The organism is Streptomyces sp. DSM 116795, assembly GCF_055792905.1.
Genome location: NZ_CM147707.1, coordinates 3,581,227 through 3,604,643 on the forward strand (window position 1 = coordinate 3,581,227; position 23,417 = coordinate 3,604,643).

The 23,417-nt window shown below is 69.4% G+C and carries 20 protein-coding genes and 2 tRNA genes; 15 read left to right on the forward strand and 7 right to left on the reverse strand.

Going from position 1 to position 23,417, the window contains the following annotated elements; genetic code table 11:
* The first annotated feature begins 203 nt into the window (after nt 1-203).
* The 5 genes from gyrB to ACSMXX_RS15425 all read left to right on the forward strand — a co-directional run bounded on the left by gyrB (nt 204) and on the right by ACSMXX_RS15425 (nt 8,086).
* A complete protein-coding gene (gyrB, locus tag ACSMXX_RS15405; RefSeq protein WP_473179270.1) occupies nt 204-2,306 on the forward strand; it encodes a DNA topoisomerase (ATP-hydrolyzing) subunit B in 2,103 nt (700 codons plus the stop codon).
* A 120-nt stretch (nt 2,307-2,426) separates the two neighbouring features.
* Complete coding sequence (gene gyrA, locus ACSMXX_RS15410) at nt 2,427-5,078, forward strand: DNA gyrase subunit A (RefSeq protein WP_473179271.1); 2,652 nt, start codon at nt 2,427-2,429, stop codon at nt 5,076-5,078.
* A gap of 3 nt (nt 5,079-5,081) precedes the next feature.
* A complete protein-coding gene (locus ACSMXX_RS15415) occupies nt 5,082-5,798 on the forward strand; it encodes a DUF3566 domain-containing protein (protein ID WP_473179272.1) in 717 nt (238 codons plus the stop codon).
* A 68-nt stretch (nt 5,799-5,866) separates the two neighbouring features.
* Nucleotides 5,867-5,943, forward strand: a tRNA-Ile gene (locus ACSMXX_RS15420).
* A gap of 544 nt (nt 5,944-6,487) precedes the next feature.
* Nucleotides 6,488-8,086, forward strand: coding sequence for an ABC transporter substrate-binding protein (locus ACSMXX_RS15425; RefSeq protein WP_473179273.1), 1,599 nt, complete (start codon nt 6,488-6,490; stop codon nt 8,084-8,086).
* Nucleotides 8,087-8,134: 48 nt separating this feature from the next.
* On the opposite strand, the gene hemC is transcribed toward ACSMXX_RS15425, so the two are convergent.
* Nucleotides 8,135-9,175 (reverse strand): hydroxymethylbilane synthase, encoded by a 1,041-nt coding sequence (gene hemC, locus ACSMXX_RS15430; RefSeq protein WP_473179274.1) that lies wholly within the window; start codon nt 9,173-9,175, stop codon nt 8,135-8,137.
* A gap of 145 nt (nt 9,176-9,320) precedes the next feature.
* On the opposite strand from hemC, the gene ACSMXX_RS15435 reads away from it, so the two are divergent.
* The 4 genes from ACSMXX_RS15435 (at nt 9,321) to ACSMXX_RS15450 (ending at nt 11,922) form a co-directional block, all read left to right on the forward strand.
* Nucleotides 9,321-9,533, forward strand: coding sequence for a hypothetical protein (locus tag ACSMXX_RS15435; RefSeq protein WP_473179275.1), 213 nt, complete (start codon nt 9,321-9,323; stop codon nt 9,531-9,533).
* 227 nt (nt 9,534-9,760) lie between these two features.
* Nucleotides 9,761-9,895, forward strand: coding sequence for a DLW-39 family protein (locus ACSMXX_RS15440; RefSeq protein ID WP_003958712.1), 135 nt, complete (start codon nt 9,761-9,763; stop codon nt 9,893-9,895).
* 78 nt (nt 9,896-9,973) lie between these two features.
* Entirely contained in the window at nt 9,974-10,441 is a 468-nt protein-coding gene (locus ACSMXX_RS15445) for a hypothetical protein (RefSeq protein WP_473179276.1), read from the forward strand.
* Between the two features lie 47 nt (nt 10,442-10,488).
* On the forward strand, nt 10,489-11,922 hold the full coding sequence (locus ACSMXX_RS15450) for a hypothetical protein (protein WP_473179277.1): 1,434 nt from the start codon (nt 10,489-10,491) through the stop codon (nt 11,920-11,922).
* A gap of 23 nt (nt 11,923-11,945) precedes the next feature.
* On the opposite strand, the gene ACSMXX_RS15455 is transcribed toward ACSMXX_RS15450, so the two are convergent.
* Entirely contained in the window at nt 11,946-13,241 is a 1,296-nt protein-coding gene (locus tag ACSMXX_RS15455) for a serine/threonine-protein kinase (protein ID WP_473179278.1), read from the reverse strand.
* 61 nt (nt 13,242-13,302) lie between these two features.
* Entirely contained in the window at nt 13,303-13,857 is a 555-nt protein-coding gene (locus ACSMXX_RS15460; RefSeq protein ID WP_473179279.1) for a helix-turn-helix domain-containing protein, read from the reverse strand.
* Between the two features lie 128 nt (nt 13,858-13,985).
* Between ACSMXX_RS15460 and ACSMXX_RS15465 the strand changes: the two genes are divergently transcribed.
* Nucleotides 13,986-14,058: transfer RNA gene (locus ACSMXX_RS15465), tRNA-Ala, on the forward strand.
* A gap of 427 nt (nt 14,059-14,485) precedes the next feature.
* Here ACSMXX_RS15465 and ACSMXX_RS15470 read toward each other — a convergent pair.
* The 3 genes from ACSMXX_RS15470 to ACSMXX_RS15480 form a co-directional block, all read right to left on the reverse strand.
* Nucleotides 14,486-15,847, reverse strand: a complete 1,362-nt coding sequence (locus tag ACSMXX_RS15470) for a cryptochrome/photolyase family protein (RefSeq protein WP_473179280.1) — start codon at nt 15,845-15,847, stop codon at nt 14,486-14,488.
* Nucleotides 15,848-15,950: 103 nt separating this feature from the next.
* A complete protein-coding gene (locus ACSMXX_RS15475; protein ID WP_473179281.1) occupies nt 15,951-18,083 on the reverse strand; it encodes an MMPL family transporter in 2,133 nt (710 codons plus the stop codon).
* Nucleotides 18,084-18,493: 410 nt separating this feature from the next.
* Entirely contained in the window at nt 18,494-19,255 is a 762-nt protein-coding gene (locus ACSMXX_RS15480) for a DUF5324 family protein (protein WP_473179282.1), read from the reverse strand.
* Nucleotides 19,256-19,461: 206 nt separating this feature from the next.
* Here ACSMXX_RS15480 and ACSMXX_RS15485 point away from each other — a divergent pair, with 206 nt between their 5' ends.
* A complete protein-coding gene (locus tag ACSMXX_RS15485; protein WP_473179283.1) occupies nt 19,462-19,989 on the forward strand; it encodes a peptidylprolyl isomerase in 528 nt (175 codons plus the stop codon).
* A gap of 224 nt (nt 19,990-20,213) precedes the next feature.
* Nucleotides 20,214-20,984: a rhomboid family intramembrane serine protease gene (locus ACSMXX_RS15490; RefSeq protein WP_473179284.1), complete on the forward strand. Its 771-nt coding sequence runs from the start codon at nt 20,214-20,216 to the stop codon at nt 20,982-20,984.
* 351 nt (nt 20,985-21,335) lie between these two features.
* Here ACSMXX_RS15490 and crgA read toward each other — a convergent pair whose 3' ends face one another.
* Nucleotides 21,336-21,596 carry a cell division protein CrgA gene (gene crgA, locus ACSMXX_RS15495; protein WP_473179285.1) on the reverse strand — a complete coding sequence of 87 codons (261 nt, stop codon included), beginning with the start codon at nt 21,594-21,596 and terminating at the stop codon, nt 21,336-21,338.
* Between the two features lie 127 nt (nt 21,597-21,723).
* Here crgA and ACSMXX_RS15500 point away from each other — a divergent pair, with 127 nt between their 5' ends.
* The 3 genes from ACSMXX_RS15500 to ACSMXX_RS15510 all read left to right on the forward strand — a co-directional run bounded on the left by ACSMXX_RS15500 (nt 21,724) and on the right by ACSMXX_RS15510 (nt 23,417).
* Entirely contained in the window at nt 21,724-22,461 is a 738-nt protein-coding gene (locus tag ACSMXX_RS15500) for a DUF881 domain-containing protein (RefSeq protein WP_473179286.1), read from the forward strand.
* Nucleotides 22,462-22,581: 120 nt separating this feature from the next.
* Nucleotides 22,582-22,749 (forward strand): hypothetical protein, encoded by a 168-nt coding sequence (locus ACSMXX_RS15505; RefSeq protein WP_171904167.1) that lies wholly within the window; start codon nt 22,582-22,584, stop codon nt 22,747-22,749.
* On the forward strand, nt 22,749-23,417 hold the full coding sequence (locus ACSMXX_RS15510; protein ID WP_473179287.1) for an aminodeoxychorismate/anthranilate synthase component II: 669 nt from the start codon (nt 22,749-22,751) through the stop codon (nt 23,415-23,417). The genes ACSMXX_RS15505 and ACSMXX_RS15510 overlap by 1 nt, the downstream gene beginning before the upstream one ends.

Consider the following 23,417-nt stretch of genomic DNA (forward strand, 5'->3'; position numbering starts at 1 on the left):
AAGCGCTGAGCGCCCCTGTGAGCGTTCTGGCCCCCCGGTGTGCATATGGGGAGTCGGCGGACGCCAATTCAGGACGGCACATGCGGACTCAGGCACCGGCAAACCCCCATTCACACTGCCGCCACCGGTACACTGGTGACTAACCCGCCCCGTTGCGGAACATGTCGAACGACGCAGCCGCTCCACATCCATGGAGTCGGCCTGTGCTGTGCCAGAAAGGGCGCTTCGTGGCCGATTCCGGCGATCTCAACGAGTCCGAGAACAACTCCACTGACACCGGCACCGACGCCGCGCTCGTCGACGGTGCCGGCGCCGAGGTCCCCCCGGTGGGACCGCCGGTCTCTCCGGTGTCCGCGGAGTCGGAGCCTTCGTACGACGCGAATGCGATCACCGTCCTCGAAGGGCTTGAGGCGGTACGCAAGAGGCCCGGCATGTACATCGGGTCGACCGGTGAGCGTGGTCTGCATCACCTCGTACAGGAGGTCGTGGACAACTCGGTCGACGAGGCCATGGCCGGCCACGCGGACACGATCACGGTGATGCTGCTCGACGACGGCGGGGTTCGGGTCGAGGACAACGGCCGTGGGATCCCCGTGGGCATCGTGCCGTCGGAGCAGAAGCCCGCGGTGGAGGTCGTGCTGACCGTGCTGCACGCGGGCGGCAAGTTCGGCGGCGGCGGTTACGCGGTCTCCGGTGGTCTGCACGGTGTCGGTGTGTCCGTGGTGAATGCGCTGTCGCAGCGCTTGGCGGTGGAGATCCGGTGTGACGGCTACCGCTGGACTCAGGACTACAAGCTGGGTGTGCCGACCGCGCCGCTGAAGCGCAACGAGCCCACTGACGAGACCGGCACGACGGTGACGTTCTGGGCGGACTCGGAGATCTTCGAGAGTACGGAGTACTCGTTCGAGACGCTCTCCCGCCGTTTCCAGGAGATGGCGTTCCTGAACAAGGGCCTGACGATCGAGCTGCGGGACGAGCGTCAGGAGCACGTGGACGAGGAGGGCAATCAGCTCTCCGTCCGCTACCACTACGAGGGCGGCATCTCCGACTTCGTGCGCTATCTCAACTCCCGCAAGGGCGAGTTGGTGCACCCGACCGTGATCGACGTGGAGGCCGAGGACAAGGACCGGATGGTCTCGGTCGAGATCGCGATGCAGTGGAACAACCAGTACAGCGAGGGTGTGTACTCCTTCGCCAACACGATCCACACGCATGAGGGCGGCACGCACGAGGAGGGTTTCCGTGCGGCGCTGACGGGTCTGATCAACCGGTACGCGCGGGACAAGCGTCTGCTGCGCGACAAGGACGACAACCTCACGGGTGAGGACATCCGGGAGGGGCTTACGGCGATCATCTCCGTCAAGCTCGGTGAGCCGCAGTTCGAGGGCCAGACGAAGACGAAGCTGGGCAACACGGAGGCGAAGACCTTCGTACAGAAGATCACCCACGAGCATCTGAGCGACTGGCTGGACCGCAATCCGAACGAGGCCGCGGACATCATCCGTAAGGGCATCCAGGCGGCGACGGCGCGTGTCGCGGCGCGCAAGGCCCGTGATCTGACGCGCCGCAAGGGCCTGTTGGAGACGGCGTCGCTGCCGGGCAAGCTGAGCGACTGCCAGTCGAACGATCCGGCCAAGTGCGAGATCTTCATCGTGGAGGGCGACTCGGCGGGCGGCTCGGCCAAGTCGGGCCGCAACCCGGAGTTCCAGGCGATCCTCCCGATCCGCGGCAAGATCCTCAACGTGGAGAAGGCCCGGATCGACAAGGTGCTGCAGAACGCCGAGGTGCAGGCGCTGATTTCGGCGTTCGGCACCGGCATCCATGAGGACTTCGACATCGCGAAGCTGCGTTACCAGAAGATCATTCTGATGGCCGACGCCGATGTCGACGGCCAGCACATCAACACCCTGTTGCTGACCCTGCTGTTCCGTTTCATGCGTCCGCTGGTCGAGGCGGGGCACGTCTTCCTCTCGCAGCCGCCGCTCTACAAGATCAAGTGGGGGCGTGACGAGCATCAGTACGCCTACTCCGACCGCGAGCGCGACAGCCTGATCGAGCTCGGCCGTGAGCAGGGCAAGAGGATCAAGGACGACTCGATCCAGCGCTTCAAGGGTCTGGGCGAGATGAACGCCGAGGAGCTGCGCATCACCACGATGGACTCCGATCACCGGGTGCTGCGCCAGGTGACGCTGGACGACGCGGCCGCGGCGGACGACCTCTTCTCGATTCTCATGGGCGAGGACGTGGAGGCCCGGCGCTCGTTCATCCAGCGCAACGCCAAGGACGTCCGCTTCCTGGATATCTGAGCCTTGACATCTGAGCCCGGACATCCGAGTACGCCGGCCGCCGGCAAGGCCCGCCCAAGGCCCGTACTGCACCGCGGAGTTCGGCGCGTCGCAAACACACTGAAGGACTTGAGCTGAGCAATGGCCGACGAGATCACCCCCACTCCTGACAGCCCCGACAGCGACGAGGGCACCGAGCCGGTCGTCGCAGGCGATCCCGCTCCGGTGCAGATCGAGGGCGCGGCTTCGCGTGTCGATCCGGTGAGCCTTGAGACCGAGATGCAGCGTTCGTATCTCGACTACGCGATGAGCGTGATCGTCTCGCGTGCGCTGCCGGACATCCGCGACGGTCTGAAGCCGGTGCACCGGCGGGTGCTGTACGCGATGTACGACGGCGGCTACCGGCCGGAGAAGGGCTTCTACAAGTGCGCCCGCGTCGTCGGCGACGTGATGGGCACGTACCACCCGCACGGCGACTCCTCGATCTACGACGCCCTGGTGCGGCTCGCGCAGCACTGGTCGATGCGGATGCCGCTGGTCGACTCCAACGGCAACTTCGGCTCGCCCGGCAACGACCCGGCGGCGGCCATGCGGTACACCGAGTGCAAGATGACGCAGCTGTCGATGGAGATGCTGCGTGACATCGACGAGCAGACGGTCGATTTCCAGGACAACTACGACGGCCGCAACCAGGAGCCGACGGTCCTGCCGGCGCGCTTCCCGAACCTGCTGATCAACGGCAGTGCGGGCATCGCGGTCGGCATGGCGACGAACATCCCGCCGCACAACCTGCGCGAGGTGGCGTCCGGCGCCCAGTGGTATCTGGAGCACCCGGACGCCTCCAGCGAAGAGCTGCTGGAAGCTCTGATGGAGCGCATCAAGGGCCCCGACTTCCCCACTGGCGCGCTGATCGTGGGCCGTAAGGGCATCGAGGAGGCGTACCGCACGGGCCGCGGCTCGATCCCGATGCGCGCGGTGGTCGAGGTCGAGGAGCTCCAGGGCCGGCAGTGCCTGGTCGTGACCGAGCTTCCGTACCAGGTCAATCCGGACAATCTGGCGCTCAAGATCGCCGAGTTGGTGAAGGACGGCCGGGTCGGCGGCATCGCGGACGTACGGGACGAGACGTCCTCGCGCACGGGCCAGCGGCTGGTGATCGTCCTGAAGCGGGACGCGGTCGCGAAGGTCGTGCTGAACAACCTCTACAAGCACACCGATCTTCAGACGAACTTCGGCGCCAACATGCTGGCGCTCGTCGAGGGCGTGCCGCGCACGCTGTCGCTGGACGCCTTCATCCGGCATTGGGTGGCGCACCAGATCGACGTCGTCGTACGCCGGACGCGTTTCCGGCTGCGCAAGGCGGAGGAGCGGGCGCACATCCTGCGCGGCCTGCTCAAGGCTCTCGACGCGATCGACGAGGTCATCGCGCTGATCCGGCGCAGCCAGACCGTCGATGACGCGCGCGGCGGTCTGATGGGGCTGCTGGAGATCGACGAGATCCAGGCCAACGCGATTCTCGAGATGCAGCTGCGGCGCCTGGCGGCCCTGGAGCGGCAGAAGATCACCGCCGAGCACGACGACCTGCAGGCGAAGATCGACGAGTACAAGGCGATCCTGGCCTCGCCGGAGCGTCAGCGGCAGATCATCGGCGAGGAACTGACGGCGCTGGTGGAGAAGTTCGGCGACGACCGGCGCACGAAGCTGATCCCCTTCGAGGGCGACATGTCCATCGAGGACCTGATCGCGGAGGAGGACATCGTCGTCACGATCACCCGTGGCGGCTATGTGAAGCGTACGAAGGCCGTCGACTACCGGGCGCAGAAGCGCGGCGGCAAGGGCGTGCGCGGTACGAAGCTCAAAGAGGACGACATCGTCGACCACTTCTTCGTCTCGACGACGCACCACTGGCTGCTGTTCTTCACCAACAAGGGCCGCGTGTACCGCGCGAAGGCGTACGAACTGCCGGACGCGGGCCGGGAGGCCCGTGGCCAGCACGTCGCGAATCTCCTCGCGTTCCAGCCGGACGAGCAGATCGCGGAGATGATCGCGATCCGCGACTACGAGGCCGCGCCGAACCTTGTGCTGGCCACGAAGTCGGGCCTGGTGAAGAAGACTCCGCTGAAGGACTACGACTCCCCGCGCTCCGGCGGCGTCATCGCGATCAACCTCCGGCAGATGGAGGACGGCCGCGACGACGAGCTGATCGGCGCGGAGCTGGTCTCCCCCGAGGACGATCTGCTGCTGGTGAGCCGCAAGGCGCAGTCGATCCGCTTCACGGCGACGGACGAGGCGCTGCGGCCCATGGGACGTGCGACTTCCGGTGTGAAGGGGATGAGTTTCCGTGAAGGTGACGAACTTCTCTCGATGAACGTCGTGCGTGCGGGTACGTTCGTCTTCACCGCCACGGACGGCGGTTATGCGAAGCGCACCGATGTCGACGACTACCGCGTGCAGGGCAGGGGCGGCCTGGGCATCAAGGCCGCGAAGATCGTGGAGGACCGCGGCTCGCTGGTGGGCGCACTGATCGTCGAGGCGAACGACGAGATCCTCGCGATCACGCTCGGTGGCGGTGTGATTCGTACACGCGTGAGTGAGGTCAGGGAGACGGGCCGTGACACGATGGGCGTCCAACTGATCAACCTGGGCAAGCGGGACGCGGTCGTCGGTGTTGCCCGCAACGCCGAGGCCGGCCGTGAGGCCGAGGAAGTGGAGGCGGCTGTGGAGCCCGGCGGAGCGCCGGGTGAGGCGCCGGCTGCAGTGCCGGTCGAGTCGGACGATTCGGACGACGAGGAGTAAGGCGTGAGTGGTGCCCAGCCGCAGCCTCATGCAGGGCAGGAGGCCGGGGCGCGGCAGCAGCCGCAACCGGAGTCCCAGCCCTTGCCCGAGGCGCAGCCGCATCGTCCCCCGCAGGCGTATCCGGCTCCGCCGGTGACCCCGCCGACGGCGGGTGTCGCGGCGCCGGGGCCTGCGGGCGGCGGTCACGGTCAGCAGTCCCGTACGGACGGTGCGGGGGCGGGCACGAACGCCGGCCCGGGCCCGGGCCCGGATCCGGGCAGCACGGCGGAAGCGGGCGCCGGCGCGGGCGTGGGCCTGAGCGCGGGTGCCGTGCGGCGTCCGCGTACCGGGGCCCGTACGGTGCCGCGGACCCGGAAGGCGCGGCTGCGCGTCGCCAAGGCCGACCCGTGGTCCGTGATGAAGGTCAGCTTCCTGCTGTCGATAGCACTGGGCGTGTGCACGATCGTGGCGGTCGCGGTGCTGTGGATGGTGATGAACGCGATGGGCGTCTTCTCCGCCATCTCCGGCACGGTCAGCCAGGCCACGGAGTCGGGCGACGCGGGCGGCGGTTTCGATCTCGAGTCGTTCCTGTCGCTGCCGAGGGTGCTGCTGTTCACGACTGTGATCGCGGTGATCGACGTGGTCCTCGCGACGGCTCTGGCGACGCTGGGTGCCTTCATCTACAACCTGTCGGCGGGCTTCGTCGGCGGCGTCGAGGTCACCCTCGCCGAGGACGAGTAGCAGCGGAAACGGGCCCTGAACCGATTTGGGGGCCTGGATGGAAGTGCGCTAATCTTTCGGTGCAGCACGGGGCTATAGCTCAGATGGTTAGAGCGCATCCCTGATAAGGATGAGGCCGGAGGTTCAAGTCCTCCTAGCCCCACCAGCGAAAAGACCACCTACGTCCGGACGTGGGTGGTCTTTTGACGTCCCGGATGACTTCGGACGGACGCCCGTCGCGCGCGGCGAGGATCAGGTCCTCCTCCAAGCTTGTGTTCTCGCATCTTCCTGCCGAGTCTGCGATGTCTGGACAACGGTGCAACGATCCGGAAATCGCAAGCAAGACCTCTCGGACGACCCTGCGGCATGCGTGTGACGAGTTGCCCGCCGATGCTCACTGAATGAGTGAACTGGCCTACAACGTACGGCTGTTGGCGCAGTGAGGTTTGTCACTGAGCGAGCCATCGACACTTCCTCGTTCATGTGGTTGAGGCCGGGTCGGGCGAACGATCCACGAACCTTTGTGCGCGCATCTGTTCGCGGACGTGCGATACGTTCCTGCGTCCGTATTGCGGACCCGGTTATCCGTCGCCGGGATCGAATCGGCCGTTCCGGATCGCCCTGCTCAAGTTTTCGGCTGCAGAAGTTAACGTCTCCCCGCGCCATTCGCCTTGCGTCAACCTCTGGCCGGATGAAGGAGAGTGCCGACAATGAACCGCAGGACTCTTACACCCCCCGCCCTGGCCGGGCTGCTTGCCTTCGCACTCGTTGCCTGCAGCGACGGAGTGGGCGGCGGCGACGAAGAGAAGAGCATCGTGGTCGGTACGACGGCGAGAGTCGCGGTCACCGAGGACACCCCTGCGCCGTTCGACCCGGCCGCCTCATACGACGTCAGTTCCTGGAACGTCATGCGCAACACATTCCAGACACTGCTGCGGCCGCCCCGTTCGGGCACCGACCCCGTGCGGGACGCGGCCGAGAAGTGCGCTTTCGCCTTCAAGCAGAACGACCGGTACAGCTGCACTCTGCGGGACGGGCTGACCTTCTCCAACGGGAACGAGCTCACCGCCGAGGACGTCGAGTTCTCCATCGAGCGCCTGCTCCGCATCAATCTCGAGGGCGGTCCGGCCTCGTTGCTCAGCAATGTCGGCAAGGTCGAGGCCACCGACGGCAACAAGGTCGTCTTCCACCTGAAGAAGCCGGACGCCACCTTCCCGTACAAGCTCGCCACCCCAGCGGCATCCATCGTCGACAGCGAGACCTATCCCGCCGGACGCGTCGCCAAGGGCTCCGAGGGAACCGGCTCGGGGCCGTACGTGATCGACGACTTCGACGAGAAGGGGCGCAAGCTGCTCCTCGCCAGGAACCCGGACTACCGGGGCGGCCCCGAGGCGAAGAGCGACGAGATCGAGCTGCGTTTCTTCGGCAGCTCCGGCGCCCTCCAGAAGGCACTCACCTCCGGCGACATCGACATGATGAACCGCGGCATCACGTCCCGGTTCGTCGACCGGCTGGAGGCGGAACAGGACGACCACATCGATCTCGTCGAGCAGACGGGACAGGGGGTCCACTACCTCGTCTTCGACACGGAGGACAAGACGGTGGGACGGCGCGCGGTGCGGCAGGCGTTCGCTCAGGTCATCGACCGCAAGCAGCTGGTCGGCGACGTCTACCCGCGTACAGCCGAGCCGCTGTACTCCGTCGTCCCCGGCGGCCTTACGGGGCACACGAACTCCTTCTTCAACGAGTACGGCGAGCCGAGCGTCAAAGCCGCGAAGCGCACCCTGGACGACGCCGAGGTGAAGCCCCCGGTGAAGATCAAGCTTCACCACGCCCGTACCGGCCGAGGCGGTGTGACCGCCACGGAGTTCGCGATGCTCGAGAAGCAGCTGGACGACAGCGGACTCTTCGACGCGGACGTCGAGGCCGAGCCCCTGGACTCCTACAGCTCCGCCGCGTCCAAGGGGAAGTTCCAGGTGCACGGCTTCGGCTGGCTCCCGGACTTCCCGGACGCGGACAACTTCGTCGCGCCCTTCTTCGAGAAGAACAACGTTCTCGCCTCCCCTTACGCCAACAAGGAGATCCGAGACGAACTGATACCGCGGACCCGGCGTGAACCCGACCGGGCGGACGCCACGAAGAGCTTCGCCCGCGCCCAGAACATCGTCGCCGACGACGTGCCGGTGCTGCCGCTGTGGCAGAGCAAGCAGTACATCGCGGCACACGACGACATCACGGGTGTGGAGTGGGCGCTCAACTCCTCGTCCTTGCTGCAGCTTTGGGAGCTCGACCGCGGGGTGAGCAGCTGAGGTGTGCCGCATCCCGCGCCGGCACCCGCCGGGGACGTGGCTGAATGTTCATCGCCGTTCTCCGGCGTCTCCGGCGTCTCCTCCGGGTTCGCCGTGATCGCCGGGCTCTCCGGTGGTGCCGGAGGCGCGGGCCGTGCCGTCGATGATGGTGCGGGCGCCGTGGCGCAGCAGTTCGGTGCACACGCGGGTGCCGAGGTCCGCGGCGTCGCCGGTGCGGGGGGCCCGCAGATGGGCGTGCGCGGTGCGGGTGCCGTCGAGGGTGAACACCAGGCCGCGCAGGCTGAGCCCGCCGTCCGCGGCGGTGACGCAGTGCCCGGCGACGGGTGAGTTGCAGTGGCCGCGCAGCCCCGCCAGCATCGAGCGCTCGGCCGTGGCTTCGGCGTGCGTCCGGGGGTGGTCGATGCGGCGGAGGAGTGCGGTGGCGGCCTCGTCCTCGCTGCGGCAGTGCAGCACCAGTACGCCCGCGCCGACGGCCGGCAGCAGTTCGGCGAGGGGGAACTCGTACCGGATGCGTGCCGTGAGCCCGAGACGTACGAGCCCGGCCCTGGCGAGCACCATCGCGTCCGCTCCGAGGCCGGCGCGGGCGCCGTCCAGCTTCTCCAGGCGCGTGGCGACCGCGCCGCGCACGTCCAGCATGCGCAGGTCGGGCCGCACGGCGAGGAGTTGGGCCCTGCGGCGTACGGAACTGGTGGCCACCGCCGAGCCGGTGGGAAGGTCCGCGAGCGAACTCACCGGTGAGCCCTCGGGTACGAGCAGCACGTCGTGCACGTCGGCCCGGGGAAGCATCCCGGCGACGGCCAGGCCCTGCGGCAGAGGCCGGTCCCCGGGGACGTCCTTGAGGCAGTGGACGGCGACATCGACCTCGCCGCGCTGGAGCTGCCGGTCGACGGCCTTCACGAACAGACCCTTTCCGCCGGCGTGGGTGAGGGAGCCCGGCCACGTGTCGCCGGAGGTGGTGACCGGCACGGTCCGTGTGGCCAGCCCGGGGGCGATGCGGTGCAGGAGTTCCGCCACCTGGGCGGCTTGCGCGAGGGCCATGGGAGAGCTGCGGGTGCCGATGCGGAGAGGGCGGTCGGGGAAGTCGGTCACTGGGGGAGATCCTCTCGGAGTGCGGATCTCAACGTAGGGCGCGGGCCCGCTCATTGGGGACGATGGCGCTGTGTGTTGCGGCCGTCGCTGTGTGTTGCGGAGGTTCGGGATGCGGTGTGCGCCGAACCGTCGCACTCTTTTGGTTATGGCTGCGTCGATCGTCGTGCATCCGCCCGCACCCACGGGTGGGCGCCGTATAACCGCTGACAGGGTCGATGGGGACGACCTCGGCTTCGCCCGCGGAATCGCGGACCTCGTCGAGATCCTGCGCCGCGCGGGACTCGACCCCGACCAGGTGCGTCTCGACGACCCTGTGCTGATCCAATGGCGCGGGGGGAAGGCCGACGTGTGGGAATGACGCGGACAGCGCGCCACTGAACCTCGCGCCGAACCTGGCGCCGAACCCGCCGCTGAGCCGCCGCCGGAGCGCCGCGCAGCGGTCCGCCGCCGTGCGCACGCCGTGCGCATGCGGTGCGCGGAACGGAGATCGTCATCGTCGGGGCGGACTCCGCGGTGAGGGTGGACGGTTGGGTATCATCGGGCGCCAGATGGTCCCAACGTCTCTCAGAAGGACGAGGTAGCGCGGTGAAGAAGCTTCTCCTGGTCGCACTGGCCGCCATCGGCGGGCTCCTCGTGTACCGCCAGATCCAGGCGGACCGCGCCGAGCAGGATCTGTGGACGGAGGCGACCGACTCCGTACCCGCAGGTTCGGGTGTGTGAAACCAAGGCGTTTTCGCGGAATCACAGATTCGCAGAGAGGCCCTGACCGTTCAGGCGGTCGGGGCCTCTTCGCGCACTGTGCCGGTCTCCTGGACCAACCGCTTCGAGAGCGGCACACACGTGGTGCCCGTCCACACGGACGGCGACTACTACATCGCGGTCACGCTCGGGGCGAACGCCGCGCGCATCGCGGAGAATCCCGACATCGGCGTCACGCTCCGCGTGGACGTCAAGGGCGAGGCGAAGGCGGGACCGCAGCACGACGCCCCGGCGGCGAAGGGCTCCGGGGCCGGCGTGGACGCCGCCTCGGACGGCGAGGACAGCGGGGAGGGCGGTGGCGCGCATGACGGTGCAGGATGGGGTGGCCCGCTGGTCGTCGCGGCCGTCGCCGGAGGGGTGGGTCTGCTGCTTCTGGCCTGGCTCGCCTGGTGGTTCGCCGCGTCGCGGCGCCGCGACGGGCGCGGCGCCGGCACCCATGACGGGGTCGGCACGGGTGGCGGCAGCGCAGAGGGCGGGGCGGAATCGATGAGGGGGAGCGCGTGGTGACGCGGCGTACTGGGCTTCTTAGGCTCATGAGTGGCAGGGGACGGCGCATGGGAGAGCAGGCGGCCATATCCGGGGCGGCCCCCGTGGCCGGACCGGTGACTGTGCCCCTGGTCGCACCGGTGGTGGCCGTGGCGGCGGCGCTCTGCGTGCTGGCGGCGGTGCCGGGACAGGCGGTGGCCGCGCCGGCCGACGGGCCCGGCGGCGTGCCCCCCTACGGGATGGCCGACGACGCCGAGAAGGTCAAGGGCACGGCAGGCAGCGGTGATGCGCCCGGCATCGAGCCGGGCACGTACACCGACTCCGTCGGCCGCGGCGAGAAGAGGTACTACCGCGTCGAACTGGACGCGAAGTCCAGCGCGTTCATCTCCGCGGTCGCCGCTCCCAAGCCGGGCTCGCGGGTCAAGGGCGTCGGTGAGGGACTGAAGATCGAGCTCGCGAACGTGGACGGAAGTGCCTGCAACGGCTCGGGGCAGCCGCAGTTCAGCGCCGAGGGCGCCGGCTATCCGATAGCGGATCACGCCACGCGCATCATCGGCGTCAACGACCAGTGCCAGGAAGCGGGCCCGTATCTCTTCTCCGTCGAGCGCGAGGGCCCGGCGACGTCCGACCCTGCCCGCTGGCCGCTGGAGATCCGCTTCATGTCGGAGCCCGGACTGAAGGGCGGACCCGAAGCCGTGCCGACCGCGCCCGGAGCGGACACGGACGCGGGCGAGGAGACCCCCGCTCCCGTCACCGGCGGTGAGAAGAGACAGGCACACGGCGGCAGCGGCTTCAGCGACGCGGGCGCGCTCTCGAAAGGTGTGTGGAAGGACCGCATCCGCCCGGGTGAGACGCGCTTCTACCGCGTGCCGGTCGACTGGGCACAGCGACTGAACGCCGCAGTCGAGCTCGGCAGCGCGAACTCACCGGGCGAGTACCCGCCGACGATCTACAACGGGCTCGGCGTCACGGCCTACAACCCGGCGCGCGGGCAGTTCGACGACGACCCGTTCGTCCCCTACACGCCCGACAAGTCGGCGCAGGCAGCGGTCCACACGCCGCCGGTGGAGTACGCACGCCGCTTCGAGTTCTCCAAGAACACGCCCTGCGTGGCCGGTTGGCACTATCTGGCGGTGACGGTCTCCCCGCAGCTGTCGAAGTACTTCAAGTCGACGGCCCCGCTGACCCTTCGGGTCGACGTCACGGGCAAGGCCCAGGCCGGGCCCGAGTACGCGGGCGACGCGTCCGCAGCCGGCTTCGGCGTCAGCGAGGCCGACAAGGAGCAGGCGGAGAAGGGCCAGAGCGCGGCGGACGGGAAGCGCAGCGACACCCTCCGGATCGTGGCCTACGCGGGCATCGGCGCAGGCGTGGTGCTCATCCTCGTACTCGCGGTGTGGACGCTGGCTGCACGGCGGCGGGCGGCCGCGGCGCCCGGCGGCTTCCCCGGGCAGGGGCCAGGGGCAGGGCCGGGGCAGCAACAGCCGCCGCAGCAGCGGCCGTAGAGCCCGCCGGGCGGGATTCCCGCTCAGACAGACATCAGCGCCCACACCCCCAGGGCCAGACAGGTCAGCGCGACGAGCAGGACCGTGACCGCCGTCTTCGGGGACGGTCCCGGTTTGCGCGCGGGGGCGGGCACCGGGGCCGCGCCGGTCGTCTGCCCGTACGGCGTCGTCTGCTGGGGCACGGCCCCGTAAGGCGCGGACGGGTTCCCGTACGGGGCGGGGGCGGACACGGGTTGCGTGGGTGCCGGGGCCTGGGTCGGTGTCGGTGTCGGGGTCGGCGGCGTGGCCGGCTGCTCAGGGGCACCGAACGCGCCCTGCGGAGGCGCGAGATGGAAGCTTCCCGTGGCCGAAGGGGCCGTCGAGGCCGGCGGCGCGCCCTGCGCCGGAGCGGCCCCCGGTGAGCCCGGCGACGCGGGAGAGGCCGCCGCGCTCCCGCTCGTCAGCGGTCCGTCCGGGCCGAAGCCCTCGGGCAGCGGCCCGAGTTGGTCGAACACCTCGACGACCTCCTGCTCGGCCGTCGCGTCGGGCGCGAGCATCTCCGCCGCGGCCGCGAGTGCCTTGCGGGCGCCTGTCGCCGTACGGAAGCGGTGCTGCGGATCAGGTTGCAGGAGCTGGCCCAGAACCTGCCACAGCGGTTCCGGGACACGGTCCGGAGCGGGCGGCACGCCGTGCTCGTAACGGGCCACCATCTCAAGGGAGTCGGGCTTGTACCCGGTCAGCAGATACAGCCCGACGAGACCAACGGCGAACAGATCGGCCGTGAAGTCCGGCTCGGCGCCCATGAGTTGCTCCGGCGCGAAGTAACCGGGGGTGCCCACGACGAAGTTGGTCTCCGTCAGCCGCGGCTCACCCTTGCGCATGGAGATGCCGAAGTCAGACAGACGCAGATGGGGCCGTCCCCTGCCGGTGGGCTCAAGCAGGATGTTGGCGGGCTTGATGTCCCGGTGCACGACGTCCTCGGCGTGCACCGCCGTCAGCCCGGCGAGCAGCTGGTCCAGCAGCGTGCACACGAAGCCCGGCGGCAACGGCCCGTAATCGCCGATGAGATGGGAGAGGGAGCCGCCGCTGACGAGGTCCATCGTGAAGAGGACCTTGTCGTCGTCGGCCGCCCAGCTGGCCGGCGCCAGCACATGCGGATGGTCGATGCGCAGAGCCTGTTCGCGTACGAACCGCAGCAGCGAATGGGCGTCGCTCTGCTGCAGCACCTTGGCGGCGACGTAACGCCTGCGGCGCCGGTCCCACGCACGCCACACCGCACCGACTCCGCCGCGCCCGATCGGGTCGGCCAGCTCGTACCGTCCGGCGAAGACCTCACCCATGCCGCCCTGTCCCCCTGTGCCCGCTGCCCGTGCCGCTGCTCTGAGCGCCCTCTGCCTGCCGTCAGTTCTGATGCGACTCGTAGTGCTTGACGGCGTCCGCGGTGCGCCCCGCTCCGTACACCCGGAGGAACTCTGCCAGCTCCGGATGGGTGGAGGCGAGTGCGGACGAAGCGTCGAGGATGTCCGCCGCGTCCGAGACGGAACGCAGCAACGCCTGGATCTCGCGCACCACCCGCTTCACGGGTGTCTGCGTCGCGTTGCCCGAAGAGGCCGTCTGCGCCTGGCTGTTGAGCACACTGCCGCCGGCGCTTCGCCGCACCTCCTCCATGCGCTGCGTCGCATCGGCCGCGCTGACCTCGCCCCTGGCGACCTCGGCCGCGAGCTCCTGCAGCGCCTGCACCCGCTGTACGACGGCGGGGTTGCCGATCTTCGCGCGCTGGCCGCTCATCAGCTGGGACAGCATGGGTGCCGAGAGGCCCAGCACGGTGGCCAGCCGGGCCTGGTTCAGGCCGAGATCCTCGATGAGCCGGCGGAAGAGGGTCCCCAGCGGCTCGCCGTACCACTGACTTTGCAGCTCACGCGCCTTCGCGGTGGATTCCTGCTGTGCTGCGTCCATCACGTCTCCCCTGGACTCCCCTGGCACTTCGCTGACGCGAACTTGCCGTGCATCCTACGGAGGGTGGCGGACGACGGGCGATACCCGGTCGGAATTCGCTACGGGGAGCCGGTACTCTTGTGCGCAGCGGGGCCTTAGCTCAGTTGGTAGAGCGCTGTCTTTGCATGGCAGATGTCAGGGGTTCGACTCCCCTAGGCTCCACGAGGGCGAGGGCGACGTGTGTCCGCGGAAGGCGCGGACATGGTCGCCCTCATTGTTTTTTCGCGGCTTCGCCGCGTGGGGCGAGGGCTTCGCCATTCCCGCACCCCCAGGGGGGCTGCGCCCCCTGCACCCCTCTGTGCGGGGGCTTCGCCGCCTGCGGCCTCTTGGTGGTTGGGCCCCGGAACCTCTCTTGGGCCGAGGGCTTCGCCCTGTGCCGCCTCGCGGTTGCGGCCCCTTGCGTGGCGCTCGCTGGTGCGGCCACTGCATCCGCTTGTGGGCGGATGCGCTGCCGACGCCGTGCGCGGCTGCTGTGTGGCACGTCACAACGCCCGGCGGGGACGGAGTCGTTGCCCGGTTCTTCACCCGCGCGAAGCCATGCGCGTTCGGACCGTCGCTGACCGTCACCTCTCCTGAACCGCCCCCCGGGTCACCGTCCACGTGCCCGCAGGAACCGGTCCGCCCCCTCCGCCAGATCCACCAGCGGCCCGGGATAGTCCAGGCGGGCACGTTCCCGCGAGGGCAGCTTCCACGGCCGGTGTACGGAGGCGCCTTCGACGCCGGCGAGTTCGGGAACCCAGCGCCGCACATAGTCGCCATTCGGGTCGAAGCGCCTGGCCTGGGTGAGTGGATTCAGCACGCGGTTCGGCCGGGTGTCGTTGCCGGTGCCCGCCACCCACTGCCAGTTGAGCTGGTTGTTCGCCACGTCGCCGTCCACGAGCAGGCCGAGGAAATGACGGGCGCCGACCCGCCAGTCCGTGTAGAGCGTCTTGGTGAGGAAGCTCGCCGCCAGCAGCCGGGCTCTGTTGTGCATCCACCCCTCGTGCAGCAGTTGCCGCATCGCGGCGTCGACGAGGGGGTATCCGGTGCGTCCGTCCCGCCAGGCCGCGATCTCGTCCTCGTCGTGCCGCCATCTGTCGCCGCGTGCGCGGTAGTCCTCCCAGGAGGCGTGCGGCCGGGCCGCGAGTACCTGGTGGTGGAAGTCCCGCCAGGCGAGCTGGCGTACGAACGCGTCCGCGCCGTCGCCCCCTGTCCGTCGGGCCCGGTGGACGAGTTCGACGGGTGAGAGCGTCCCGAAGTGCAGATGCGGCGACAGACGCGATGTGGCGTCCGCCGCCAGGTCGTCGTGCCGGTCGGCGTACGTCTTCATCGGTCCCTTCCGCCACGACTCGAATCGTGCGCGGCCCGCGCTCTCGCCGCCGCGTGCAAGCCCGGGCGAGACCCCGCTCACCTTCGAACGCGACGGCAGGGCGGTGGATGCGATCCCCTCCGGCACGCGCACCCTGCGCGGCGGCTCCAGTACCGGACGGTGGCCTCCGGCCGCCCAGCGCCGGAAGTAGGGCGTGAAGACGGCGAAGTGGTCCCGGCCCTGCGGCGTCACCTCGCCCGGCGGAAGCGCCGTGACGACGGCGTCGTGCACGCACAGCTGCCGCCCGTCCGACTCCAGCCGGCGCCGCAGCCGTTCCTCGCGGACCTGGGCGTAACGGCTGACGTCCCCGGCCAAGTGGACCCGCCGCGCGCCGCACTGGGCGGCCACCGTGCATGTCTCCTCGGCGACGTCGCCGCTGCGCACCACGAGCCTGCCGCCGCGTTCCCGCAGTCCGGCGTCGAGGTCCGCGAGGCTGTCGGCGAGGAAGGCCCACCTGTTGGGTACGTCGAAGCCCGCCGCCCGTACGCCCTGATCGAGCACGAACAGCGGCACCACTGCGTCCGCACCGTCGAGCGCGGCGCGCAGCACCGGGTTGTCGTGGACCCGCAGATCCGCGGTGAACAGGGCGACGGAAGCGCTCATCTGCGGGGTCCTTCCTGCGTGCGCTCGGGCGGCGGTCTGCCGGCCCAAGGTGCGGGGCCCCGGTTGTCGGAGACCCCGGGACAGCTCACCACGCGCGCCCCGCTCAGCCGCGGCGGCGCAGCGCCCCGGGCCACCACACCGCGGGACCGATGTCGCGCGCCAGCGCGGGCACCAGCAGTGAGCGGACGACGAGCGTGTCCAGCAGCACCCCGAAGGCGACGATGAAGGCGATCTGGACGAGGAAGGAGAGCGGGATGACCACCAGTGCCGCGAAGGTCGCCGCCAGCACCACGCCCGCCGAAGTGATCACGCCGCCCGTGGCGGTGAGCCCTCTGCGGATGCCGGCACGGGTGCCGTACAGCAGTGCCTCCTCGCGCACCCGCGTCAGCAGGAAGATGTTGTAGTCCACGCCGAGGGCCACGAGGAACACGAACCCGTACAGGGGCACCGAGGCGTCCGTGCCGGAGAAGCCGAGGAGATGCTCGAAGACCAGCGCGGCGACTCCCAGCGTGGCGAGGAAGTTGAGCGCGACGGTCGCCACCAGCAGCACCGGGATGAACAGGGCGCGCAGCAGCACCGTCAGGATCACGAGAATGATCACCAGCACGACGGGGACGATGAGCCCCCGGTCGTGCTCGGCGGTGGTCTGGATGTCGTGCTGCTGCGCGGTGTAGCCGCCCACCAGGGCGTCCGCTCCCTGCACGTCGTGCACGGACGTACGCAGCCGGTCCACCGTCTGCTTGGCGTCGTCGCTGGAGGCGCTCGCGGTGAGCGTGGCGTTGATGAGCACGCGGCCGTCCGCGACGAGCGGTTCGCCCGGACCGGGGCGGCCCGATTCCGTGAGCGGAGCGGCCGTCGCGACGCCTTCCGTACGGGCCGCGGCACTGGTGACCTCGCGGGCCTTGCCGGCGTCGGCGACGATGACGGCGGGGTTTCCGGAGCCGCCGGGGAAGTGGTCGCTGAGCGCGCGCTGACCGGTGACGGAAGGCTCGTCCTTGACGAAGATCTCGTCGACCGGGACGCCCTTCGAGTTCAACTGCGGTGAGAACGCGGCGCAGGCGATGAGCGCCACCAGGGTGCTTGCCCAGATTCTGCGCGGCATGCGGTCGACGCGGGCGGCGATCCAGCCCCACACGCCCTTCGCGGGCGGTGCGGCCGTACCCCCGTCGGCGTCGCCGGCCTCGCTGCCGTCCCCGCCGGGGGCGGATTCCGCCGCAGGCCTGGGGCGTGCCGGCCAGTATGCGGCGCGTCCCAGGAGCAGGAGCGTCGCCGGCAGGAACGTGAGGGTGCTGATGACGGAGCAGACGATGCCGATGGCGCCCACCGGGCCCAGCGCGCGGTTGTTGGTGAGGTCGCTCAGCAGCAGGGCGAGCAGCCCCAGCGCCACGGTCGCCGCGCTCGCCGTGATGGCCCCGAACGAGCGGCGCAGCGCCGAGCGCATGGCGGCGAAGCGTTCGCCCTGCGCGGCGAGTTCCTCGCGGAAGCGCGCGGAGAGCAGCAGCGCGTAGTCGGTCGCCGCGCCGATGACGAGGATCGAGAGGATGCCCTGCACCTGTCCGTCGACGCTCACGGCGTCCTCCTGCGCCAGTTCGTACACCACGGCACAGGCGAGGGAGAGCGCGAAGACGGCGCTGAGGATGATGAGGAACGGCAGCAGGAGGCTGCGATACACCAGCAGCAGAATCAGCAGGACGACGACGAGTGCGACGACGAGCAGGATCCCGTCGATCCCGGAGAACGCCTCGGAGAGGTCGGCCTGCGTCGCCGCCGGCCCTGTGATGTGTGCCTTCGTCCCCTCAACGCCTTGCGCTTCGGAGCGCAGATCGCCGAGCAGGTCCGGAAGCGCCTCGTCCAGGTCGGAACGGATCTCCACCGCGCCCTGCAGCGCGCGGCCGTCCTTGCTGGGGACGGCGGCCGAGGGCTTGCCGACGACACCATCGGTGCCGGAGAGCGAAGCGAGGGCGCGCGTCGCGGCTTCGCGCTGCTGGGGGTCGATCTTCCCTTCCCGCGCGGTCCAGACGACCACCGCGGGAATCGTCTCGTCCTGCTGGAAGCTCTTCTGCGCGTCGATGACTCGGGTGGACTCGGCACTTCGCGGCAGGAAGGTGGACTGGTCGTTGGTGGCGACCTCGCCGAGCTTGCCGGCGTACGGACCGAGGAGACCGCCGAGCACCAGCCAGACGATGAGGAGGACGACCGGGGTGATCCAGCGGGTGACGCGCTGTGCGGACGGCATCTGTTGTTCCTCGCGTACAAGTACGGCGGACGGTGGACGACGGCGGGCGCATCGCGAGCTTACGCAGCCTCATGTGCGCCGCTCATTGGCGCCCCCGCCTTCCCGTACTCCCCCTACGCCTTGTCAGTCGCGGCGGCGCGTCATTCGTACCGGTAATGGCGAGCGTCCGGCTCGGAGGCCCGGCTCGGAGGCCCGGCTCGGAGGCCACGGCTCAGGGTTCGGCGCTCAAGGGCTGTCGCTCATGCGCGCGGGCCGGCAGGCATCCGTGATGCCCGCCGGCCCGCAGCCGCGCCACGGCCGGTCGTTGCGCCGGCTGTCAACTGCCGCTTGCCGGCTACCGGTTGCCCGGTCACCGGGTGTCCGGGCACCAGTTGTCCGGCGGGCCCGCCCGGCCTGCCGGACGGCGTGCCCTAGTGGCCCCGCCGCTTTGCCTTCGTCTCGGCCTCCTTGGCCTCCTTGGCCTCCTTGGCCTTCGCCTCGACCTCGGGGTCGAGCTGACCGTCACCGGCACGACGCTCCGCCGCGGCCCCGCCGACCGACGTCAGCGACGCACGGTCGCCGACCTCCGTGGCCTCGGGCGGCTCGACGAGCCAGTCGGGGTTGGCCTGCTTGTCCCACCAGCGCCAGGCAGCGTAGACACCGCCCGCCAGCAGGCCGAGCAGACCGAGCCGCCTGGCCAGACGGCCCCTGCGCGCACGCTTGTCGCGCTTGCGCATCAGTTTCTCGATCTCCTTGGCCGACACCTGACCCCGCAGCGCGGCGAACGCCGCGGCACTGCGCGAAGCGGCCTCCTCCCGCACCGGCCCCGAGGCGCTGCGGGCGTCCGCGACGGCGTGCTCGATGCGCGGTGCGGCGTAGTCGGTCGCCTTGCGAGCGGCCCGGCGGGTGCGTTTGGCGGCCTTGGTCGCCGCCCTGTCCAGCTCGGGCGGAAGGTTCTTGCGAGCCTTGGCCATACGGGGCACGACAACGTGGTCGTACCCGTCACGAGCCGAGGTACGGGCCTGCCGCGCGGCGTGCGAGACCTTCGGCCCCAGCCGCGCTCCCGCCTCGTGCGCGTACTGCACTGCGGTGTCCCTGGCGGACCCTGCGTAGGGTGCCATGACCTCCGCTGCGTGCCGCACGCTTTCCTTGGTGTTCCCGGTCGCGGCGCGCACGGTGTCCATGCGGGTCACGGGTACCTCCTCCTCGGTGGCGTGTCACGGGCTGGTTGGTCCTCCCCCGGACACAGTGTCGTTTTCCACCCGTTTCGAAGATCATGCCTGGCTGCGTCCACTCAAGCGCGTTGCGTGGGGGCATCCGGGTCACCGGCGGGTACTACCGGCCGCTCCGGTCCGTGGGAGGATCGGACGGGTCAACGCAGACAGATGGAAGGTAGATCGTGGCCGAGCAGCTCTACGCCACCCTGAAGACCAATCACGGCGACATCGAGGTTCAGCTCTTCCCGAACCATGCGCCGAAGACGGTCAAGAACTTCGTCGAGCTCGCAGAGGGCTCGCGTGAGTGGACCCACCCGGAGACCGGTCAGAAGACGACCGACAAGCTCTACGACGGCACCGTCTTCCACCGGGTCATCAGCGGTTTCATGATCCAGGGCGGTGACCCGCTCGGCAACGGAACGGGCGGCCCCGGATACGAGTTCGGAGACGAGATCCACCCCGACCTCGCATTCACCAAGCCGTATCTGCTGGCGATGGCGAACGCCGGGCCGGGCACGAACGGTTCGCAGTTCTTCATCACCGTCGGCGCCACCGCCTGGCTCACCGGCAAGCACACCATCTTCGGCGAGGTCACGGACGCGGCGTCGCAGAAGGTCGTCGACGCCGTCGCGGGCATCCAGACCAACCCGCGCACCGACCGGCCCGTCCAGGACGTCGTCCTCGAAGCGGTCACGATCGAGCGCCGCTGACGCCGGGCGCTTATGCGCCGGGAACTGTTCCGCCCCGTCCGACCGTAGGACAGACGACGGGGCGGAACAGGCCGCACGATGTGAGACCGGAGGAAGAGGGGGAGGGGCGGGCCGTGGAGGACCAGCACCGGACGGAACCGCGGGTGACGTACTGCTACCGGCACCCGGACCGGGAGACCGGCATCAGCTGCGTCCGCTGCGAACGCCCGATATGTCCTGAATGCATGGTTCCGGCCTCGGTCGGATTCCAGTGCCCCGAGTGCGTGAAGTCGGGATCCGGCACCGGCCACTCCCCATCGGCCAGCACGCCGCGCACCATAGCGGGCGGCGTGATCGCCTCGGACCGCCGCCTGATCACGAAGATCCTTCTCGGTGTCAACGCCGCCGTCTTCGTCGCGGTGCTCGTCGCCGACGACCGGCTGGTCAACGACCTGCTGCTGTTCGGCCAGGCGGTCACCGAGCCGTACGGCCCGGTGGAGGGCGTCGCACAGGGCCAGTGGTACAGGCTGCTGACCTCGATGTTCCTGCACCAGGAGATCTGGCACATCGCGATGAACATGCTGGGTCTCTGGTTCCTCGGCCCGCCCCTGGAGGCGGCGCTGGGGCGCCTGCGCTACAGCGCGCTGTATTTCCTCTCCGGTCTCGGCGGCAGCGCCCTCACCTTCCTGGTCTCCGCTCCGGGGCAGGCGTCGCTCGGCGCCTCCGGCGCGATCTTCGGGCTCTTCGGGGCGACGGCCGTCCTCATGCGCCGCATGAACTACGACATGCGGCCCATCCTGATCCTGCTGGGCATCAACCTCGTCTTCACCTTCACCTGGCAGGGCATCTCCTGGCAGGCGCACATCGGCGGGCTGGCCGTCGGCGCGCTGATCGCGTACGCGATGGTGCACGCGCCCCGGAAGAACCGGCGGCTGGTGCAGTACGGCTCGTGCGCGCTGATGGTGCTGCTGATCGTGGCGGCATGCGTCGTACGGACGCTCCAGCTGACGCCCTGAGCCGTTCCGGCCCGACGCCCCCCGCTCTGACCGGGGATTTCGACCTGTTGTCCACAGCGCGTTCCGGATCTTGTGCACGGTGTACGGAACGGCTGTCCAGTCTCGCTCACAGGTGCGTTTCCCCTGTACAGGAGGGGTGACGGGGACCGGGCTGCAGAAAGTACCGGTAGGACGAGCGTCAACTCACGCAGAGTTATCCACAGATGGTGTGAAAGTTATCCAGCCCTGTGGATCAGGCTGTGGATAACTTGGTGCGCGAGTGGCTTCGCGCCAGGTCGGAGCCGCCGCGGGAGGCCCCCCGAGCCCTCTGGTCCGCTCCCGGACCGACGGCCCGGGAGCGAACGGACGGTGCTATTTCCACTGGGTGGAGACGACGAAGCCCGCCGCGATGAAGCCGAAGCCGACCACGATGTTCCAGCTGCCGAACGCTTCGACCGGCAGCTTGCTCTGGGTCACGTAGAACAGCACGATCCACGCGAGGCCGATGGTGAACATCGCCAGCATCAGCGGCGCGACCCACCTGCCGCCCGTGGTACCGAGGTTGATCTCGGTCGCCTTCTTCTCCGGGGGCGGAGTGAAGTCTTCCTTTTTGCGGATCCGTGACTTCGGCACGAGAGTCTCTCCTGTCGACGGCTTCCCTTACCGCGATGGGGCCCCTCGGAACGGGGACCGAGGGGGATGTGACGCTGTGGTGGTCCGTTAGCGTAGTGCTTCCCCGCGGTGGAGGGAGACGAGGGTAGTGACCAGATTCCGAATCCGTCCTGCACGGCTGGCCACCCTGGGGGTCTTCGCCCTCGCCGGTCTCATCTTCTGGATCAGTTTCAACACCGCACATGGTACCGATCTGCGTACCGACTCATCGATGCTGCGGCTGTCCGACCTGATTCAGGAACGGAGCCGCAAGAACGCCGAGCTCGACGCCTCCGCCGCAGCCGTACGCGGCCAGGTCGACCGCCTCGCACAGCGCGACAGCGGAAGCAGCAGCGAGGAGAACCGGAAGCTGTCCGGGCTGGAGGAGGACGCCGGCACCAAGAAGGTCTCCGGAGCGGGGCTGTCCGTGACCCTCGACGACGCACCGCCGAACGCCACCGCCCAGATCCCCGGCGTGCCCGAGCCGCAGGCCAACGACCTCGTGATCCACCAGCAGGACCTGCAGGCCGTCGTCAACGCACTGTGGAAGGGCGGCGCCAAGGGCATCAAGATCATGGACCAGCGGCTGATCTCGACGAGTGCCGTGCGCTGCGTCGGCAACACCCTGATCCTTCAGGGCCGCGTCTACTCACCTCCGTACAAGGTGACGGCGGTCGGCGACCAGGAGTCGCTGCAGAAGGCCCTGGACGCCTCGCCCGCGATCCAGAACTACCTGCAGTACGTGGACGCCTACGACCTCGGCTGGAAGGTCGACGAGCGCAAGTCCGTGACCCTGCCCGGCTATTCGGGCACCGTCGATCTGCAGTACGCGAAGCCGACCGGGTGAAGCGGGCACAGTCCAAGGCCCACTTGCCCGACTGACGCACTTCGCCCCGGCGCAGCCCCGTACTCTGGTGGGCGCGCCCGAAGGCGAGGACCTACGGTACGGAAGGGACGGCACGCAGGGATGTACGGCTGGATCTGGCGGCATCTGCCGGGCAACACATGGGTGCGGGCCCTGTGCTCGCTCGTGCTCGCGCTCGGGGTCGTTTTTCTGCTCTTTCAGTACGTCTTCCCCTGGGCGGAGCCGCTGCTGCCGTTCAACGACGTGACCGTCGACGGCGGTGGCAGCTGATGGGCGCCGCCCGCATCCTCGTCGTCGACAACTACGACAGCTTCGTCTTCAACCTCGTGCAGTACCTCTACCAGTTGGGCGCCGAGTGCGAGGTCGTACGCAACGACGAGACCGAACTGGGCCACGCCGACGAGGGGTTCGACGGCGTGCTGCTCTCCCCCGGGCCCGGCACGCCCGAACAGGCCGGTGTCTGCGTGGAGATGGTGCGGCACTGCGCTTCGGGCGGAGTGCCCGTGTTCGGCGTCTGCCTGGGGATGCAGTCGATGGCTGTGGCGTACGGCGGCGTCGTGGGGCGCGCTCCCGAGCTGCTGCACGGCAAGACGTCGCAGGTCTCGCACGAGGGCTCAGGCGTCTTCGCGGGGCTGCCCTCGCCGTTCACGGCCACGCGCTACCACTCGCTGGGCGTGGACGGTACGGACGTACCGGAGGCGCTGGAGGTGACCGCGCGGACCGGCAACGGGCTCGTGATGGGGCTGCGGCACCGTGAACTGGCCGTCGAGGGCGTGCAGTTCCACCCCGAGTCCGTGCTGACGGAGTGGGGTCATCTGATGCTCGCCAACTGGCTTGCCGAGTGCGGCGACGCCGGCGCCGTAGAGCGTGCCGCCGGGCTGTCCGGGGTGCGGGCCGGCGCTGCCGCTGCCGGGAGCCCGGCCGCGGGGGGCAGGTGA